Origin of the sequence: Flavobacterium sp., assembly GCF_013822155.1 — a bacterium.
Taxonomy (GTDB): Bacteria; Bacteroidota; Bacteroidia; order Flavobacteriales; family Flavobacteriaceae; genus Flavobacterium.
The window spans coordinates 1-18,146 of record NZ_PNJW01000059.1 but is presented as its reverse complement, the minus strand read 5'-3'; the positions used below and the strand labels follow the sequence as shown (position 1 = coordinate 18,146).

Here is an 18,146-nt window from a genome sequence, read left to right as displayed (position 1 = left end):
CACAAGTTGTTGCAGCAGAAGTAATGGTAATACCTCTTTCTTGCTCTTGTGCCATCCAGTCCATTGTTGCAGCACCATCGTGCACTTCACCAATTTTATGTGATTTTCCGGTATAAAAAAGGATTCGCTCCGTTGTTGTTGTTTTACCAGCATCAATGTGAGCAGCAATTCCTATATTTCTTGTGTATTTTAAATCTCTAGCCATTTCTTATGAATTAAAATCTAAAGTGAGAGAAAGCTTTATTAGCTTCTGCCATTTTGTGCGTATCCATTCTTTTCTTAACCGCTGCACCTTCTTCTTTAGCTGCTGCTAAAATTTCTGAAGCTAACTTGGCTGCCATTGATTTTTCATTTCTTCTTCTAGCATATAAAATCATCCATTTGATAGCGTAAGAAATTTTTCTATCCGGACGAATTTGCATTGGAATTTGAAAGGTAGCTCCACCTACTCTACGACTACGTACTTCTACGTGAGGCATAACGTTTGTTAAGGCGTCTTTCCATGTTTCCAATGAAGATTTTTCTGCATCTTGTTTTTTTGCATCAACAATTTCTAAAGCATCATAGAATACTTTGAAAGCTGTTGATTTTTTACCATCCCACATTAAGTTGTTCACAAAACGGGTAACCAATTGATCATTGAATTTTGGATCCGGTAAAAGAGGTCGTTTTTTGGCCTGTCTTTTTCTCATGTCTTTTCTTTAAAAGTTTTTAACTTACTTTTTCTTCTTAACGGGTGCTGCTACTTGACCTGGTTTTGGACGTTTTGCTCCATATTTTGAACGACGTTGTGTACGACCTGCAACACCTGCAGTATCTAACGCACCTCGAACGATATGGTATCGTACTCCTGGTAAATCTTTAACCCTTCCGCCTCTAACTAATACTATCGAGTGCTCTTGTAGATTGTGTCCTTCTCCGGGAATGTATGCATTCACCTCGTTACCGTTTGTTAAACGAACCCTAGCTACCTTTCTCATTGCTGAGTTTGGTTTTTTAGGAGTTGTTGTGTAAACACGAGTACACACACCTCTTCTTTGAGGACAAGAATCTAAAGCAGCCGATTTACTCTTCTTAGTTATTTGGGCTCTCCCTGTTCTTACTAATTGTTGAATTGTTGGCATAATTAATACTAAAAATTTCTATGTTTTTAAAATTACCCTATTTTAAGGGGTTGCAAATGTAGTAAATATTTTTAGCAAAACAAATCATAATTTATTTATTTTGTTTGAGTTGGATTTTTTTTAGTGATGCGTTTATAGACAACTGAATAAAATAAAACGCCTAAACTTTTCTCACACCAACAATAGAGCCTAAAAGCAAAAAAAGGCTCTATACCATAATTCCTTTTTTTACGTTACTTTTATCGAAATTAAAATGGATTGAAAAAAATTCTTCTTATACTATTTCTTTCTTTATTTGGCTATTCGTTGAAAGCTCAAAATGTATATTTAAAAGTGGAAGGAACTACTGCTTTTGAAACAAAAAAAATTGATTCCATTGGCTATCAAGTTCGATTCGAAAACGCAAAAAGTGTAGTAGAAGAAATAACTGTTTTGAGCAAAAAGCTTTTTGAAAGCGGTTTTTTAGAAAGTGAGAATCTGGGAAATATAAAAACAAATGATTCTACTTTTTTATTCCGATATAAACTAGGCAAGAGAATTTCATTTCTACATATATATATAGGTAAAGAAAACAGTGAATTAATTCAAGAGAATTATGAATTAAAAAACGGTGTATTGATTTTGCCGATTGCTTCTGTGGAAAGTTTTATGAATTTGCAATTAAAAAAGTTGGAGCAAAAAGGGTATTCATTGGCTAATTTGAAATTGGAAAATTTCAGAACAGAAGATTCACTTTTATTTGCTGATTTAAAAATCAAGAAAAACAGTCAACGCATCCTGAATGATATTGTTATCAATGGGCCTTCAAAATTTCCGGAAAGTCACAAACGCAATTTAATGCGATTATATGCCAATAGAACTTTTAACCAAGACGGGCTTCAAAAGGTTTTTAAAGAAATAGAAGAATATCGGTTTGTTAAACAGACCAAATACCCTGAAATATTATTTACACAGGATTCCACTAAAATATATGTCTATCTTGAAAAGGCAAAATCCAACCGATTTGATGGTTTTATTGGATTCTCAAATGAAGAAGATGGTAAATTCAGCTTTAATGGTTATTTAGATATTTTATTGCACAACATTTTAAACTCGGGCGAACAATTTTTAATTTATTGGAAAAATGACGGCAAAAAACAAACTTCGTTTAACATTGGCCTTCAAGTTCCCTACCTGTTCAAAAGTCCGATTGGAATAAAAGCAGAGCTAAATATATTTAAAAAAGACAGCACTTTTCAAAACACAAATACTTCTATTGATTTAGGCTACTTTTTTAACTACAACAGCCGACTTTATCTAGGTTATCAAGCAACTGAATCCAGCGATATTCAAAATGTAAATTCTAGTTTTATCAGTGATTTTACAAATTCGTTTGTCACCTCTCAGTATGAATTTACTAAATTCAAAACCGATGATTTTTTATTTCCGGAAAAGACGGTGTTCCATTTTAAAATTGGATTAGGCAAACGAGATTCTAAAACAGATTCTCAAAATCAGGTTTTTGGAAAGATGGAATTAAGGCATAATTTTTATTTAAATGCCAAAAATATCATCCATCTCAAAAGTCAAAACTATCTTTTAACTAGTGAAAATTATATTGTAAATGAATTGTACCGTTTTGGAGGAATCAATTCTATTCGAGGTTTCAATGAAAACAGTTTACAAGGAAATTTATTCACTTCGTTGCTGACCGAATATCGTTATGTGCTTTCTCCCGGAATGTATATTCATTCCATTATTGATTATGGATACTACCAAGACCAAACTACAGCCTTGAATGATTCGCTTATAGGCTTGGGTTTTGGATTTGGATTATTAACCAAAAATGGGCTTTTCAATTTAATTTATGCTAATGGCAGCACCAATGATCAGGCAATTAAATTAGCGAATTCTATCGTTCATATTAGTTTTAAATCGAGTTTTTAAGTTCCTAACTTAATTGTACCTTTGCCGCATGGAGAAAGAAAATCAAATATTTGGTATAAGAGCAATCATTGAAGCCATTCAATCCGGAAAAGAATTAGATAAAGTTTTTTTACAAAAAGATGCTCAAGGCGACTTAATGCGGGAATTGTTGAAAACAATGAAACAACATAAGGTAAATTTCACTTATGTTCCGGTTGAAAAACTGAATCGATTGACTTCAAAAAATCACCAAGGAGCTGTGGCTTCCATTGCACCGGTTTCCTTTCATGATTTAGAAACTTTAGTGACAACCGTTTTAGAAAGTGGTAAAACACCCTTGTTTTTAATTCTAGACCAACTTTCTGATGCCCGAAATTTTGGAGCCATCATCCGTACGGCTGAATGTACCGGTGTGGACGGAATTATCATTGGTAAACAAGGAGCCGCTCCTGTAAATGGCGATACAGTCAAAACTAGTGCCGGTGCTGTTTTTAATGTCCCTATTTGTAAAGTAGAACATATTAAAGACGCTATTTTTTTTCTGCAAGGTTCAGGAGTAAAAACCATCGCAGCTACCGAAAAAACAGATTCAACTTTATATGACTTATCGCTTAACGAACCTTTAGCTATTATTATGGGTAGCGAGGACCGTGGCGTCAATCCTTCCGTTTTAAAAATTGTAGATGAAAAAGCTAAACTACCCATGTTTGGAACCATTGCCTCTTTAAATGTTTCCGTGGCTTGTGGTGCTTTTTTATATGAAGTAGTCAGACAAAGGCAGTAATTTATTCTTCTTTTTTTGGAATATAGTCATAGACGATATTTGAGGAAGGTGTAAATTGATTTTGAGTCTCTATATATTCCAATTCTTCCTCTTTTGGTGTATTGACAAAATTTCCATTTTCATCGAAATGTTTCATAAACGGATCGAGTTCGGGATTAAAATTTGGCTTTTCCCATTCATATCGAATTGGCTTTTTATATTTTTCTGCTTTATATAGTATAGAAAACAAAAACCCTGTAATAAAACCAGCCAAATGCCCTTCCCAAGAAATTTGGTTATCAACTTCAGGAAAAATATACCAAATTGTTCCTCCATATAACATGACAATCACTAAAGACAAAGCGACTAATCGATAATATTTTGTTTGAATTCCTTTAAAAAAAATAAAACTTACCAACACATAAATGAGTCCACTTGCTCCAATGTGATAATTTTCTCTTCCAATGAGCCAAGTTCCAAACCCTGAAACAAGAATACCAAAAATCAAAACTTGCAAAGAAACTTCTCTATAAAAATAACGCAGTAAGGCTATCAGAAAAAGCAATGGAATAGAATTATTATACAAATGTTTTATATCTCCATGTAAAAAAGGACTCAAAAGAATCCCTCTCAATCCACTCCAAGTTCTAGGTAAAATTCCATAATCACCAAAATCTACTTTGAAACGGACCTCTATCCAGAATACAATCCACATAGCCAACACAAAAAAAAGTGGCCAGGCAATTACAGAGGTAGAAAATAAAAAAGGTTTTTGTTTCATCAAAAAGTAGTAATCAAAAATACAACCAAAACGAAAGTAGTGCTTTTTTGTCAGAATTCTGTATTTTTACACCATGGAAGCACCTTTAGCCGAACGCATCAGGCCACAACATTTGTCGGAATATATCAGTCAGTTACATTTAGTGGGTGAACAAGGTTCGTTGACGCACCAAATTGCTAAAGGAATTATTCCGAGTTTAATTTTATGGGGGCCTCCCGGAACCGGGAAAACAACTTTAGCACAAATTATGGCTCAAGAAAGTAAGCGGCCATTTTATACGCTAAGTGCAATAAATTCAGGAGTTAAAGACATTCGCGAAGTCATTGAAAAAGCCAAACAAAGTGGTGGTTTATTCACTGCTAAAAACCCAATTTTGTTCATTGATGAGATTCATCGTTTTAGCAAATCGCAACAAGATTCTCTGTTAGCTGCTGTCGAAAAAGGTTGGGTTACACTTATTGGAGCCACAACCGAAAATCCGAGTTTTGAAGTTATTCCGGCCTTGTTGTCAAGATGTCAGGTTTATATTCTAAATTCATTTTCAAAAGCAGATCTTGAGCAACTGTTACAAAGAGCGATTAAACAGGATGTTGTTTTAAAAAGTAAAAACATCCAACTGATAGAAACTGAAGCTTTACTAAGACTTTCCGGTGGAGATGGAAGAAAATTACTCAATATTTTTGAATTAATAGTCAATGCAACCGATGTTGAACCGATTGAAATCACGAATGAAAAAGTAATGCAATTGGTCCAAAAAAATACTGTTTTATATGACAAAACAGGGGAGCAACATTATGATATCGTTTCCGCCTTTATAAAATCTATCCGAGGAAGCGATCCAAATGGGGCTGTGTATTGGTTAGCCCGAATGATTGAAGGTGGTGAAGATGTAAAATTTATTGCCCGTAGAATGTTGATTTTAGCCAGCGAAGATATTGGTAATGCAAATCCTACCGCTTTAATTATGGCTAACAATACTTTTCAAGCAGTTACAACCATTGGTTATCCCGAAAGCAGAATATTATTGAGTCAGTGTGCGATTTATTTAGCCACATCTGCTAAAAGTAATGCCAGTTATATGGCTATTGGAAAAGCACAACAATTGGTCAAACAAACCGGAGACTTACCGGTTCCTTTGCATTTGAGAAATGCTCCTACCAAATTGATGAAAGAATTGGGATATGGAGACGAATACAAATATGCTCATGATTTTGAAAATAATTTCGCAGAACAGGAATTCCTCCCGGATGAACTTCAAAATAATGTACTATATGAACCAGGAAATAATCCACGTGAAAAAGAATTGCGTACTTTTTTAAAAAACAGATGGAAAGATAAATATGGCTACTAGAAATTAATTTCTAGTTTCTCTGAAATTAATTTATCCTCTTGATTGTATTCAAAAAACCATTGCCCATCTTTTTGAAAAACAACACCGGAATGATTGCCTTTTTGGGCAATAAAAAAATCGGCTTTACCTGTTGAAGTTAATTTGAAAACAACTTTTTGAGCAGTATCGACTAAGTGATAACCTCCATTTATTTTCAAAGCCTGCAAACTGTTTGCGGTTGTTGTTTGCGGCTTGGTAATCACTTCTGAAGTTTCTATAACTTCTGAAGCAATAACCGTTGAAGTCTCCGGTATATTTAAACTTTTAGTTGCTCCATCATAACTGTAGTTCAACTCATATAACGAAGCAAATGCTAAGTTTAAAGCTTCCGTGTATGCTTTATTAAAGTCTTTTTCTTTGCTTTTCCCTACTGCACTTTTATGAACTATATTGTTTTGACAGTCTTTAAAAACAATAGTAAGATTTGTCCATATAAATCCACCTCCTTTTTCAACATCAACTTTCAATACTTCACAGGCATTTGCAACAATTTCTTTTGGAATTTCAGTATTATTATAAAAGGCCTTGAAACCCATTTTTTCCAAATTATATTTTGTGAATGTATTCAAACGATATTCATTGTCGTTTTTCATAAAATCAAAACGAACAGGAACAATAACATATTGATAATCATTCAATGTTTGCGAAAATGTTGAATTAGAAAGAAGGATCAAAAAAGCAAAAATTATTTTTTTCATAATTGAATTTTAAAAATTAAAGATATTCTTTTAAAAGCATTAAATGATTTACCTGATGAATTTTTTCATCAACCGATACATTAAATTCATTAAAAAATATAGCATCTAAGCCAACATTTAGAGCTCCTTCAATATCTGCTTCAAGACTATCACCAATCATTATACTTTTGGATTTTGTGGCATTTGCTTTTTTTAAAGCATATTCAAAAATCAGTGGATTAGGTTTTTTAACTCCTGCCATTTCAGAATTTGTAATGGTTTGAAAAAAGTGTTCAATGTTTGAGTTTTTCAATTTTCCTGCTTGAACAGTCTGAAATCCATTTGTTATAATGTGCAACTTATATTTTGGGAATAAATAGTCTAAAATTTCCCAAGCACCTTCATATAAATAATTAAATTGAGGCAAATAGTAAATATATTCATGAGACAATAAATGAATCATTTCATCCACAACTTCCTTATTCATCAAATCAAATACTTCTTTCAACCGATGATAACGAAGATCCTCTTGAGATATTTTTTCATCGCGATACAATTTCCAATATTTCAAATTTGTTGGAATATAATGCAACAGAAATTCCTCTAAATTTAAATCTAATTGGTGTTTTTCAAATATTTTTTCAAAAGCTAATGCTGAATTTTTTTCAAAATCCCACAAGGTATGATCCAAATCAAAAAAAATATCCGTCTTGTTTTTAAACACAAAAAATAAATTTATTTACCCCCTTTTATAATTACGGCATTTTCAATATGATAAATCCAATCGTTCACATCATTATCATTGTAACGGAAAGTTCCTTCCATGGTTACATATTGATCTGTTTTTAGCTTTGGTGTTGCTCCTTTAAACTTGATTCCCATAATGGTTTCAGGTCCGGCTTGACCACAGAAAAAACAAGAGGCAAAAACATTTTTACTTAAAGCATATGATACGTTGTCAATAGGAATAATAAATCCACTCATCACAATTTTCTTCTTGTTTTTTTCTTTTAAAGTTGAATTCACAATTGGAAACATTACACCATCCGGATAGTCTTTGTCCGGTTTTTTTATAAATTTAATTACTCCCAATAATTTCCATGATAAGGTATCAGGTACTTGCATAAAAACAGCGTCCTTTTCAATTAATTCAGGCATAAAACTGGCTGTTTGTAAAGATGGCTTTTGTGTTTTTGTATCAATTTGGTTTACGCCAATTTTAGGTATAAATGAACTGTCTAAAAAAATAATTAATCCGAAGATAATTATGAAAAAAATATATATTTTACGCATTTGCTAATGTTTTTGAAATGTTTAGTCGGTAAGCTTTTATAGCCGGAATGACCGCTGCAATTACACCTACAAAGATAGTAACCAAAAACAAAAGTCCTTCTTTTTCCCAAAGAATTATCATTGGGTTAAATGCCATTTTGAATTGTTCGTCAGTGGTAGCAGATATCATCAGTAAGGCTATTCTTCCAATAAGTGTACCAAAAACAAATCCAACTATGCATAGTAGAAGGCTTTCGAAAAGCACTAGTGCCAATAGCTGTATACGTGAAGCTCCGGAAACTCTTAATAACGCAAACTCATATTTACGTTCTTTTAAACGATTATATAAAGCAATAAAAATACTTATACCGGAAATGAACATAATTCCGTAGGCCAAATATTGCAATGCTTGCAAACCTATTCCAAACAACGAAAACAGACGATTGATTTCAATTGCCGGAAGAGCTGCCTGCATTTTTGTGTTTTGAGCAATCATTCTAGGCCAAGAAATGATTCCCATTTTATTTTTAAATTTAATTAAAACCGCGGTGATTTCTTTTTCTTCTGCATGTTCGTGATCATCGCCTTCTTCATGCACATGACCTTCCTCTCCATGAGCGGGATTTTCGGAAACTTCGTGGTCGTGATTACAATTTTCATCGTGAACATGTTCTTCATGATCGTGCTCATCACCATCCACATGAATATGCCCTTCTTCTCCATGCGGTGGATTTTCATCTTCCGAATGTGTTTCACCACCATGATCGTGACCGGAATGCATTTCCCAAACACTTTCAACGGTACATAAAATTAAATTATCTATCACCTTTCCGGTTGGTGAAGCAATACCGGTAACTACATAGGCAAATTCGTCATGAACATCTCCTTCTTGTGCATCTCCGTGCGTACCAAAAAATTTATCACCAACTTTTATATTAAGTTTTTTAGCAATCTCACTTCCGATAACGACTTCAAAATTCTCTTCAAACACTTTTCCTTCGGAAATAGTGGCTGTATATTTTTTAATGTAATCGGGTGTTGTTCCTACAATTTTAAATCCAAGATAATTGTCACCAAAAGCCAATGGAATGGCCGTTTCAACAAATGGATGTTTCATCCAAACTTCTGCTTCATTATAATTGATATTCCCTGTTGGAGCATCTACTTGATATACGGAAGAAAGTATCAATTGAAGAGGACTTCCTTGTGCACCTAAAACCAAATCAACTCCATCAATATTGCTTGAAAATTGTTTTTCAAATTGTTCCTGCAATAAAATTAAAAGAGAAATTATTGCTACGGATGCAGTTAATAAAACTAAACTTAAAACCGTATTTAAAGGCTTAAACCAAAGGTTTTTCCATGCTAATTTTCCAATCATGTCAATTTAAATTTATATGGTTAGAAAATTTCTCTTTCAACCGATGATCATGCGTTACGATTATTAAAGAAGCCTTGTATTCTTTAGATAATTGGGCTAACAAATCGGCTACTTTTGCAGCATTTTCATCATCTAAACTTGAAGTTGGTTCATCTGCTAAAAGTAATTTTGGTTCATTAATCAATGCTCTGGCAATGGACACACGTTGTTGTTGTCCAACGCTCAACTCTGCGGTTAATTTATACATTTGGTCCTCTAAATCCAACTCTTTTAAGAGTGCTTTAGCTTTTTCTGTGGCTCTTTTTCCTGTGGCTAACCATGAGGCTAAAACTACATTTTCTAAGACATTTAAGGAGGCAATAAAATGTGATTGTTGTAAAACCAACCCAATGTTTTTTCCTCGGAATTGATCTAATTCATGTTCGGAAAATAAGGCAATATTGTTATTTGCAATTGAAATCTCTCCACTTTTCGGACGTAATAAACCACCTAGTAAATGAAGTAATGTTGTTTTGCCCTTCCCGGAATTACCAGTGATAAGTAGTGCTTCTGACGCTGAACAATGCATATCAGGAAAATGAAATGCTGTGGTAGAATTATACGAAAAAAACACATTTTTGATTGTTATCATACAAGCTTTGTTTGTAGTTTGGAAAGATACTGCTAAAATGAAAAATTATTTGTTAATCAATTCTAAAATTTAGCTTAGGATTTTCGCATTTGTTTTGGTCCATACCAAAGCCAAAACCCGGTAATGGTAAAAACCATCAAAGCCAAACTCATGATGATAGTATAAATGAGTTTAAAAACTCCCGATTCGAATCCTAAATAATAATCAACAATTGAGCCATCATGTATTTTTTCGATAACATCGGATCGTCGCAAATCAATTTGCAATAAACTTCCGGTTGAACCATCGAGTTGAACTTCATAAAAGTTTGATACAAAAGTAAATTTTACTATTCCTTTTTCGGGTCGAACATCAATTCTGTCAATTTCTATCTTTTCCGTTTGGTTAAGATAGTCTGCTAAAAAACGACTGGCATTCTTTTGAAGACTATCTAAAGGTAAAAATTTAGTTAGTTGGGTTGTAGAACCGATTTTTGTTTCGGGAAGAATAACTCCTCCACTATGCTTTTTTATACCCAAGAAAAACCCGGTGACTGCAATCAAAAAGAAAAAAACAAACAAAAACGCTCCTGTTGTTCGGTGCACTTTTCTAAATATTCGGATTAATTTGGCTTGATTTTTTCTCTTCTCAGACATTCAGAGTGTGTTAATTATAGTATTCCTTCGTCGGCAAAACTGAAATAGCCGTTTTCAGTTACAATAATATGGTCTATAACAGACATATCCAATTGTTTTGCCGCCAATTTTAATTTTTGTGTAATTTGAATATCCGCTTCACTCGCAATTAATTTGCCCGAAGGATGGTTATGTGTCAAAACAAAAGACAAGGCATTGTGCTCTAAGGCTGTTTTCAAAAGCAATCGAACATCCACTACGGTTCCAGTAATCCCGCCTTTACTAAGTTGAGCTTTATAAATAATTTTATTGGCATTATTTAAATATAAAACCCAAAATTCTTCGTGGGGCAATTCTCCAATAATAGGTTGCATAATCTCATAAACAATTCGACTGGAAGTGATTTTTATTAATTCTTGCACTCCTTCCTCTTTACGTCTTTTTCCTAATTCTCCGGCAGCTATAATTGAAATGGCTTTTGCCTTACCAATACCTTTAAATTTTGTTAATTGTTGAATTGACATTTTACCTAAACTATTTAGGTTGTTTTGAACACTGGCTAAAATCTTTTTGCTTAATTCAACGGCACTTTCATTTCTGCTTCCTGAGCCTATAAGTATGGCTAAAAGTTCGGCATCGCTCAAAGCTGATTTTCCTTTGAGCATTAATTTTTCTCTGGGCTTATCGTCTTCAGCCCAATATTTAATTGAAAAAGAGGTTGTATCTTCCATTCTGTTTGGCGTTTAAATAATTTAAAAAAAATAAAATTACACAAAAAATAAAATTTTATGTAACATAATTACTATTTTTATTACTTATTAATAAATTTTAAAACTTCTACAATGAAAAAAATTGGATCTTTAGTAAGCATGATGTTACTTGTTTTTGTTAGTTTTTCAACTCGTGCTCAAACAGCAGATGAAATTATAAGTACTTATTTAAAAAATATTGGTGGTGTTGAAAAATTCAAAAGTTTAACCGGTACCAAAACAGAAATGACCGTAAACTACCAAGGGATGGAAATTCCGGTTGAACTGGTTCAACTTAAAGGAGGTAAAATGTACTTGAAAATCAATTTTCAAGGGCAAGAAATTACACAAATGGCTTTTGACGGTACCACAGCTTGGTCAACAAACTTTATGACGATGAAAGCGGAAAAATTAGAATCCGAAATGGTTCAAAATATCAAAGATGAAGCAAACGATTTTCCGGATGCCATGCTTGATTATAAAGCCAAGGGATATACTGCTGAATATTTAGGAAAAGAAACAAAAGAAGGGACTGAGTGTCATAAAATAAAATTAACAAAAAAACCTCAAACCATTGATGGGCAAAAAGTAGACAATGTCGTTTTTTATTATTTTGATACTGAAAATAATGTGCCTATTCTAACTGAAACTGAAGTAAAATCAGGCCCTGCTAAAGGTCAAATCTCCACTACCACGATGAGTGATTATCAAGAAGTGGACGGTATATTTTTCCCTTTTTCAATGAATCAAGGAGGGCAAGCCATGAAAATTAAAAAAATCACTTTGAATCCTACTGTTGATCAAAGTGCTTTTGCTTTTAAAGAATAATTTAAATTTAAATCATACCAATCCCCAACTCAAAACTTGGGGATTTTTTAATTAAGCTAATTATATGAAAAAATTAAATACAATTATTTACTTATTTGGATTATTTACTATGTGTTTTTCTCAAGCTCAAGAGGAAGTAATTTTAAAAGGAAAAGAGCTTTATGGCGATATTAAAGCCCGTCAAATTGGACCAGCAATTATGAGTGGCCGAATTTCAGATATTGCTAATCATCCCACTAATAATAAAATCATTTATATTGGTGCTGCCGGTGGCGGTGTATGGAAAAGTTCTGATGGAGGTGCTTCTTTTTCTCCCATTTTCGACAAACATATTCAATCAATTGGTTGTGTAACTATTGACCCAAACAACCCAGACAACACAATTTGGGTGGGAACCGGCGAACCTTGGACCAGAAATAGTGTTTCTGTTGGAGACGGAATATATAAATCAACTGATGGTGGTCTGAATTGGAATAACATGGGTTTACCTAAATCTGATCGTATTACATCCATTATTGTTGACCCTAGAAACAGTGATATAGTTTGGGCGGGAGTTTTAGGAGCTCTTTGGGGCGATAGTGAAGAACGAGGTGTTTATAAAACTACAGACGGTGGTAAAACATGGAACAAAGTTTTTTTTGTAGATCAAAAAACAGGTTGTGCTGACTTGGTCATTGATCCTAAAAATCCGGATATTATGTATGCCAGTTTTTGGGAATTTAGAAGAACAGCTTGGTCATTCAATTCCGGCGGAAATAATTCTGCACTATACAAAACTACAGATGGTGGAAAAACGTGGAATAAAATTCATACCGGTTTTCCAAAAGGTCAATTAGGCCGAATTGCCATAGCAACTGCACCTTCAAAACCTGAAATTTTATATGCTGTTTTAGAAACAGAACAAGATAAAGACAAAGGTTTATATCGTTCAGACGATTCAGGATTAAATTGGAAACATTTAAACAGTGATTTCGAATTAGTAGTTCGTCCTTTTTATTTTTCCAGAATTACGGTTGATCCAAGAAATCCGGATATTATTTACAAAGGTGGTTTGCGTGGTTCTATCAGTAGAGACGGAGGAAAAACATTTAAAGGATTGGGTAATATGCATTCTGACATTCATGACATTACAATTGATTTAGTTGACAGTAATAGAATTTATGTTGCAACTGATGGTGGATTATACAGAAGTTGGGATGCAGGAAACACGATGGATATCGTTAAAAATTTACCTCTTTCTCAATACTACCATTTAAGTTTAGACAATGAAGAACCTTATAATATTTATGGTGGATTACAAGACAATGGCTCTTGGTATGGCCCAAGTAAAAGCGATGGTGGAATTGAAGCACGAGATTGGCACAGTGTAGGTTATGGTGATGGATTTCGCGTTTTAAAACATCCAACCAAAAAAATTATTTACAGTGAAATGCAAGGTGCTGAAAACATTTGGCGTTATAATTTAGAATCTAAAGAATTAAAAACCATTCAACCTCTAGCAATAAAAGGTGACCCTAAATTGCGTTTTAATTGGAATACTCCTATTGTAACCGGAATTCATAATCCGGACAGAATATATGCAGGAAGTCAATTTGTACATGTTTCAGATGATATGGGACAAACTTGGCGGAAAATATCCGGTGATTTAACAACGAATGATCCTTCTAAAACGAACACCGAAAAATCGGGAGGTTTATCAGTAGATAATTCCGGTGCTGAAAATCATTGTACAATTTTTACAATTGCTGAATCACTTTTAAACAAAGAAGTTCTTTGGGCTGGAACCGATGACGGAAATGTTCAAATCACAAAAGACGGCGGAAAAACATGGACAAATGTAACTTTGAATTTAAAAGGGTTACCAAAAAATACTTGGTGTTATCATATTGAAGCGAGTGTTTTTGATGCGGGTACTGCGTATGCCGTTTTTGATGGACATTCCAAAAATGATTATGCCACTTACGTTTATAAGACTTCCGATTTTGGTAAAACTTGGAATTCAATTGTTACTGCTGATATTGATGGTTTTGCCAGAAATATCCAAGAAGATTTTAAAAATCCTAACTTGTTATTTTTAGGAACAGAAAAAGGGTTATACATTACCATAGATGGTGGAAAAAATTGGTCAAAATTCGAAAATGAAATGCCGGCTGTAGCAGTTCATTATCTTGATTTACATCCTAAAACGAATGATTTAGTCATGGCAACACATGGAAGAGGAATCATTATTTTAGATGATATCAGTCCGTTACGACAAGTAAATCAAGATATTTTGAAAAAAGAAGTGCATTTTTTTGACACTAAACCTTTTGTTATTGAAGAACAATCGAGTTTTGGTGGGACAGCTTCTGAATTAGAATTTGTGGGTCCCAATCCAAATACATCGGCTCAATTAGTCTATTATTTGAAAAAACGCAACACTTTCGGAAAAATGGATTTAGAAATTCAAGATATGAAAGGTAATAAAATAATAACTCTAGCTCCGGGAAATCAAAAAGGAATCAATATTGTAACTTGGGGATTCAATACCAAAAATCCGAAATTAGCAACCGCTAAAACACTAAGTTATGGTGGATTTACAGCACCAAGAGTACCCGCCGGAACATATAAAGCTGTTTTAACCAAAGGAAAAGAAACTTATGTAAAAGAATTCCAAGTGGTAAATGATCCAAAAAGTGTCATTTCAGAAGCTGAACGAAATAAACAAGCTGAAACAACTAAAATGCTTTTTGACAAAAATGAAGAATTAGCTTATATGGTTTATGAATTAGATGAAATGATTTCGTTAAACAAAAAAATAATGGAGAAAGATCCGAAATTAACCAAAACAAATGGCAAAATTGATTCGGAATTAAATTCATTAAAAAACACAATGGTGGTTACCACGGGTGATATGTATGTTGGAGCTGCTGAGCCTCAATTAAGAGAAAAATTAAGTACTATTTATGCCACGGTTGCTTCACAATTTGATGCTCCATCTCCCTCACAAGTTTCGAATATTGAAAATGTGATGGATAAATTTAATACGGCAGCATCGGGTTTTAAAGATTTAAAAGGGAAATACAAATCAAAATTGATGGAACAAGCGGCAAAACTTGAAATTCCTTTTTCATTAAAAACGTTTGAAGAATACTTAAAAGACTAATTTTAAATAATAATTTAGAAAAAATGCTCCTTTGTAAAAAGGAGCATTTTGTATATTAGAAATATAATGAAATTAGTTAATTAGATTTTTAACCTCCTCAAAATCCAACCCTCCATAATTCCCTGAACTCATCAACAGCAAAGCAGAATTATCCAAATTGGTTGAAAATAAAAAATCTTTAAATTCGGTTGGATTCGTGTAAATAATCAAATCATTTCTTTTGAAAGATTGTGCAATTTGGTCGTAGGTTACTTCCTCCAATTGTTTGATTTTTACTGCATCAGGCGAATAAAAAACGACGGCTACATCGGCAGCATCTAAAGCTCCTTCATATTCTTTAAGAAATTCGGCATTCAAACTGCTATAAGTATGCAATTCTAAACAAGCCACTAATTTTCTGTCCGGATATTGATTTTTAACGGCTTTGGTAGTAGCAGAAACTTTACTGGGTGAATGAGCGAAATCTTTGTAAGCCACTTTTCCTTTTCCTTCTGCAATTTTTTCCAATCGTTTGGAAGCTCCTTTAAAACTGGCTATGGCTTCGTAAAAATCGGCTTCATCAACTCCCATGTTTTGACAAATCCATTTGGCACCGGCAAGATTGTTTAGGTTGTGAGCTCCAAAAACCTCAATTGGCATTGGTCCTTCCGGAGTATCTAAATAAGTTGTGCCGTTTTCAACGGAATAAGTTGGCGTTTGATAAGGTAATCTTCTAATAGTATTGGTAGTTTCTTCGGCCACTTTTTTAACCGTTTCATCCTCTTCATTATATACCAAAATTCCACCTTTGGTGATTTGATTGACAAAAATTTCAAACTGTTCTACATAATTTTCAAACGTTGGAAACACATTAATATGATCCCAAGCAATACCGGAAAGTAACGCAATATTAGGTTGGTACAAATGAAATTTCGGTCTTCTATCAATTGGAGATGACAAATATTCATCGCCTTCCAAAACGATAAAATCATTTTTTTCGGTGAGATGAACCATCGTATCAAAACCTTCCAACTGTGCTCCTACCATATAATCTACTTCGATATTGTGATAATGCATAACATGTAAAATCATCGAAGTAATAGTTGTTTTCCCATGTGAACCACCAATAACAACACGGGTTTTATTCTTTGATTGTTCGTATAAAAATTCGGGATAGGAATAAATTTTCAGTCCCAATTCTTTGGCTTTCAATAATTCCGGATTATCAGCTTTGGCATGCATTCCGAGAATAATCGCTTCAATATTTGATGTTATTTTCTCCGGAAACCAACCCATTTCTTCAGGTAAAAGTCCGTGTTTTTGTAAACGTGATTTAGAGGGTTCAAAAATTGCGTCATCGCTTCCGGTTACAAGGTAACCTTTGTGGTGTAACGCTAGTGCTAAATTATGCATGGCGGCTCCGCCAATAGCTATAAAGTGAGTTCTCATTTTTTGTAATCGGTTATAAGTTGTTAGTTGTCAGTTAACAGATAACGGACAACAGACAACTGTAAATTATTTTTCAAATTGTTTTTTTAATTCCGCCGCTTTTTGTGGTTGTTTCATTTTCTTTTGATACAAATCATACAACTTTTGAAAGGTAGTTTTGGAATTGCCAATTTCGTGTGCTTTTTTATAATTGCTTTCAGCTTTTGAATATCTATTGAAATATTCATCGATATAGCCTTTAGCCATAAAACCATCTACTTTGGATAGTTTCATCAATTCCTCAGCATATTTTTGAGCTTTAGTTTCACTACCACCTACAATTCCGGGTAATTCAATATATAAGATTACTAAAGCCCAACGAGCATCAATAAATTTAGGATCTAATTTTGCGGCATTCAAAAAAGCATTTTCTACATCTCCAAGCATTCCCAGTGCTTTAAATTTATTTACTTCTTTTGCCTTCATTCCTAAAACACCACCATACTTGTATTGATAAACAGCGTTTTGAGGATATTGATTTTTTATTTTTTGGTAATACACAATCGCTTTATCCCAATTTTTATTGGCTCCGGCAATGTCACCTAAATATTCTAATGTTTTGGTATGGTTAGGATTTTCTTTTAAATGTTTTTCAAAGAGTAATTGAGCCTCCACTAACTTATTTTGCTGAAATAATTTTTCGGCCTTTTCAAAGTCGGAATTTGCCATCAATTGAAATGAAAATAAAAGAATTACTACTTTGAAAATTTGCATGGGTATTATTTGAATTCAAAAATAAGGAAATGTTTTTCAAATTCATTTTACTTATAAAATATTTAAGTATTTTAGTGAATAATTAACTTGACTTAGCACAACCAGACCAAGTTTGTCTTTTTCGCCTTATAAAAAAAACACTCATGTATAAAACTATAACTATTTGTTGCATTTTAATTGCTTCCTACTCATTCGGTCAAAATTTTGATGAACAATGGAAAGAAGTATATAAACTTGAATTAGACGGCAAAATTCAATCAGCTCAAAAAGAAGTGCAAGAAATTTATAAAAAAGCCAAGCGAAAAAAAGAGGAAGTCCAAATCATAAAATGTTTTTTTTACGTATCAAAATTTGAACAAGTTTTGAACGAAAAGGCTCAATCTACAATTATTTCAACTCTGAAAGAAGAAATAAAGGAAGCTAAACCTGCTTCAAAGGCATTGTTAAATTATATCTACGCTACGCTGCTGCAAAATTACTATAATCAAAATTCATATAAGATAGGAAAAAGAAATGATTTAGAAAATCAAAAAAGCACAGATTTTTCAACTTGGTCAACTTCTGATTTTATTGATGAAATTGAAAAGGCCATGGAGAATTCCTTGCAAAATGAAAAACCTCTAAGAGCTACTACAATAAATGATTACAAAGAAATATTTGAAATTTCTCCTGCCATTGATTCAAAAAATTATAGTTTATATGATT

General features: G+C 33.2%; 19 protein-coding genes. 6 read left to right on the top strand and 13 right to left on the bottom strand.

Annotated features, from left to right (window positions below; all coding sequences use genetic code 11):
- The 3 genes from C0512_RS12575 to rpsL all read right to left on the bottom strand — a co-directional run.
- Positions 1–205, bottom strand: a 205-nt coding sequence (locus C0512_RS12575) for a GTP-binding protein (protein ID WP_290862121.1), incomplete at its 3' end; no start/stop codon positions are given.
- Between the two features lie 10 nt (positions 206–215).
- Positions 216–692: a 30S ribosomal protein S7 gene (gene rpsG / locus C0512_RS12570; protein ID WP_290862119.1), complete on the bottom strand. Its 477-nt coding sequence runs from the start codon at positions 690–692 to the stop codon at positions 216–218.
- A gap of 24 nt (positions 693–716) precedes the next feature.
- Positions 717–1,124, bottom strand: coding sequence for a 30S ribosomal protein S12 (gene rpsL / locus C0512_RS12565; protein WP_290862117.1), 408 nt, complete (start codon positions 1,122–1,124; stop codon positions 717–719).
- A gap of 258 nt (positions 1,125–1,382) precedes the next feature.
- Here rpsL and C0512_RS12560 point away from each other — a divergent pair, with 258 nt between their 5' ends.
- Entirely contained in the window at positions 1,383–3,050 is a 1,668-nt protein-coding gene (locus C0512_RS12560; protein WP_290862115.1) for a hypothetical protein, read from the top strand.
- 28 nt (positions 3,051–3,078) lie between these two features.
- The gene (rlmB, locus tag C0512_RS12555; RefSeq protein ID WP_290862113.1) at positions 3,079–3,813 is read left to right on the top strand and encodes a 23S rRNA (guanosine(2251)-2'-O)-methyltransferase RlmB; all 735 of its coding nucleotides are present in this window, start codon (positions 3,079–3,081) and stop codon (positions 3,811–3,813) included.
- 1 nt (position 3,814) lies between these two features.
- Here rlmB and C0512_RS12550 read toward each other — a convergent pair whose 3' ends face one another.
- Positions 3,815–4,573, bottom strand: coding sequence for a rhomboid family intramembrane serine protease (locus C0512_RS12550; RefSeq protein ID WP_290862111.1), 759 nt, complete (start codon positions 4,571–4,573; stop codon positions 3,815–3,817).
- A gap of 73 nt (positions 4,574–4,646) precedes the next feature.
- Between C0512_RS12550 and C0512_RS12545 the strand changes: the two genes are divergently transcribed.
- Positions 4,647–5,924, top strand: a complete 1,278-nt coding sequence (locus C0512_RS12545; protein WP_290862109.1) for a replication-associated recombination protein A — start codon at positions 4,647–4,649, stop codon at positions 5,922–5,924.
- Here C0512_RS12545 and C0512_RS12540 read toward each other — a convergent pair.
- The 7 genes from C0512_RS12540 to radC all read right to left on the bottom strand — a co-directional run bounded on the left by C0512_RS12540 (position 5,921) and on the right by radC (position 11,269).
- Positions 5,921–6,661 carry a hypothetical protein gene (locus C0512_RS12540; RefSeq protein ID WP_290862107.1) on the bottom strand — a complete coding sequence of 247 codons (741 nt, stop codon included), beginning with the start codon at positions 6,659–6,661 and terminating at the stop codon, positions 5,921–5,923. The two genes, C0512_RS12545 and C0512_RS12540, sit on opposite strands and share 4 nt — an antisense overlap.
- A gap of 16 nt (positions 6,662–6,677) precedes the next feature.
- Positions 6,678–7,364, bottom strand: a complete 687-nt coding sequence (locus C0512_RS12535; protein WP_290862104.1) for a YjjG family noncanonical pyrimidine nucleotidase — start codon at positions 7,362–7,364, stop codon at positions 6,678–6,680.
- A gap of 11 nt (positions 7,365–7,375) precedes the next feature.
- Positions 7,376–7,933 carry a hypothetical protein gene (locus C0512_RS12530; protein ID WP_290862102.1) on the bottom strand — a complete coding sequence of 186 codons (558 nt, stop codon included), beginning with the start codon at positions 7,931–7,933 and terminating at the stop codon, positions 7,376–7,378.
- Complete coding sequence (locus C0512_RS12525) at positions 7,926–9,293, bottom strand: FtsX-like permease family protein (RefSeq protein WP_290862100.1); 1,368 nt, start codon at positions 9,291–9,293, stop codon at positions 7,926–7,928. The genes C0512_RS12530 and C0512_RS12525 overlap by 8 nt, the downstream gene beginning before the upstream one ends.
- Position 9,294: 1 nt before the next feature.
- Positions 9,295–9,924: an ABC transporter ATP-binding protein gene (locus C0512_RS12520; protein WP_290862098.1), complete on the bottom strand. Its 630-nt coding sequence runs from the start codon at positions 9,922–9,924 to the stop codon at positions 9,295–9,297.
- A gap of 74 nt (positions 9,925–9,998) precedes the next feature.
- Positions 9,999–10,559 (bottom strand): PepSY-associated TM helix domain-containing protein, encoded by a 561-nt coding sequence (locus C0512_RS12515; protein ID WP_290862096.1) that lies wholly within the window; start codon positions 10,557–10,559, stop codon positions 9,999–10,001.
- 14 nt (positions 10,560–10,573) lie between these two features.
- Positions 10,574–11,269, bottom strand: coding sequence for a DNA repair protein RadC (radC, locus tag C0512_RS12510; RefSeq protein WP_290862094.1), 696 nt, complete (start codon positions 11,267–11,269; stop codon positions 10,574–10,576).
- A gap of 111 nt (positions 11,270–11,380) precedes the next feature.
- Between radC and C0512_RS12505 the strand changes: the two genes are divergently transcribed.
- The gene (locus C0512_RS12505; protein WP_290862092.1) at positions 11,381–12,115 is read left to right on the top strand and encodes an outer membrane lipoprotein-sorting protein; all 735 of its coding nucleotides are present in this window, start codon (positions 11,381–11,383) and stop codon (positions 12,113–12,115) included.
- A gap of 64 nt (positions 12,116–12,179) precedes the next feature.
- Positions 12,180–15,260 carry a hypothetical protein gene (locus C0512_RS12500; RefSeq protein WP_290862090.1) on the top strand — a complete coding sequence of 1,027 codons (3,081 nt, stop codon included), beginning with the start codon at positions 12,180–12,182 and terminating at the stop codon, positions 15,258–15,260.
- A gap of 72 nt (positions 15,261–15,332) precedes the next feature.
- Here C0512_RS12500 and murC read toward each other — a convergent pair whose 3' ends face one another.
- Both murC and C0512_RS12490 read right to left on the bottom strand, forming a co-directional pair.
- On the bottom strand, positions 15,333–16,688 hold the full coding sequence (gene murC, locus C0512_RS12495; RefSeq protein WP_290862088.1) for a Mur ligase family protein: 1,356 nt from the start codon (positions 16,686–16,688) through the stop codon (positions 15,333–15,335).
- Between the two features lie 66 nt (positions 16,689–16,754).
- The gene (locus C0512_RS12490) at positions 16,755–17,441 is read right to left on the bottom strand and encodes a hypothetical protein (RefSeq protein WP_290862086.1); all 687 of its coding nucleotides are present in this window, start codon (positions 17,439–17,441) and stop codon (positions 16,755–16,757) included.
- A gap of 143 nt (positions 17,442–17,584) precedes the next feature.
- Between C0512_RS12490 and C0512_RS12485 the strand changes: the two genes are divergently transcribed.
- Positions 17,585–18,146: hypothetical protein (locus C0512_RS12485; RefSeq protein ID WP_290862084.1), on the top strand; the 562-nt coding region annotated here is incomplete at its 3' end.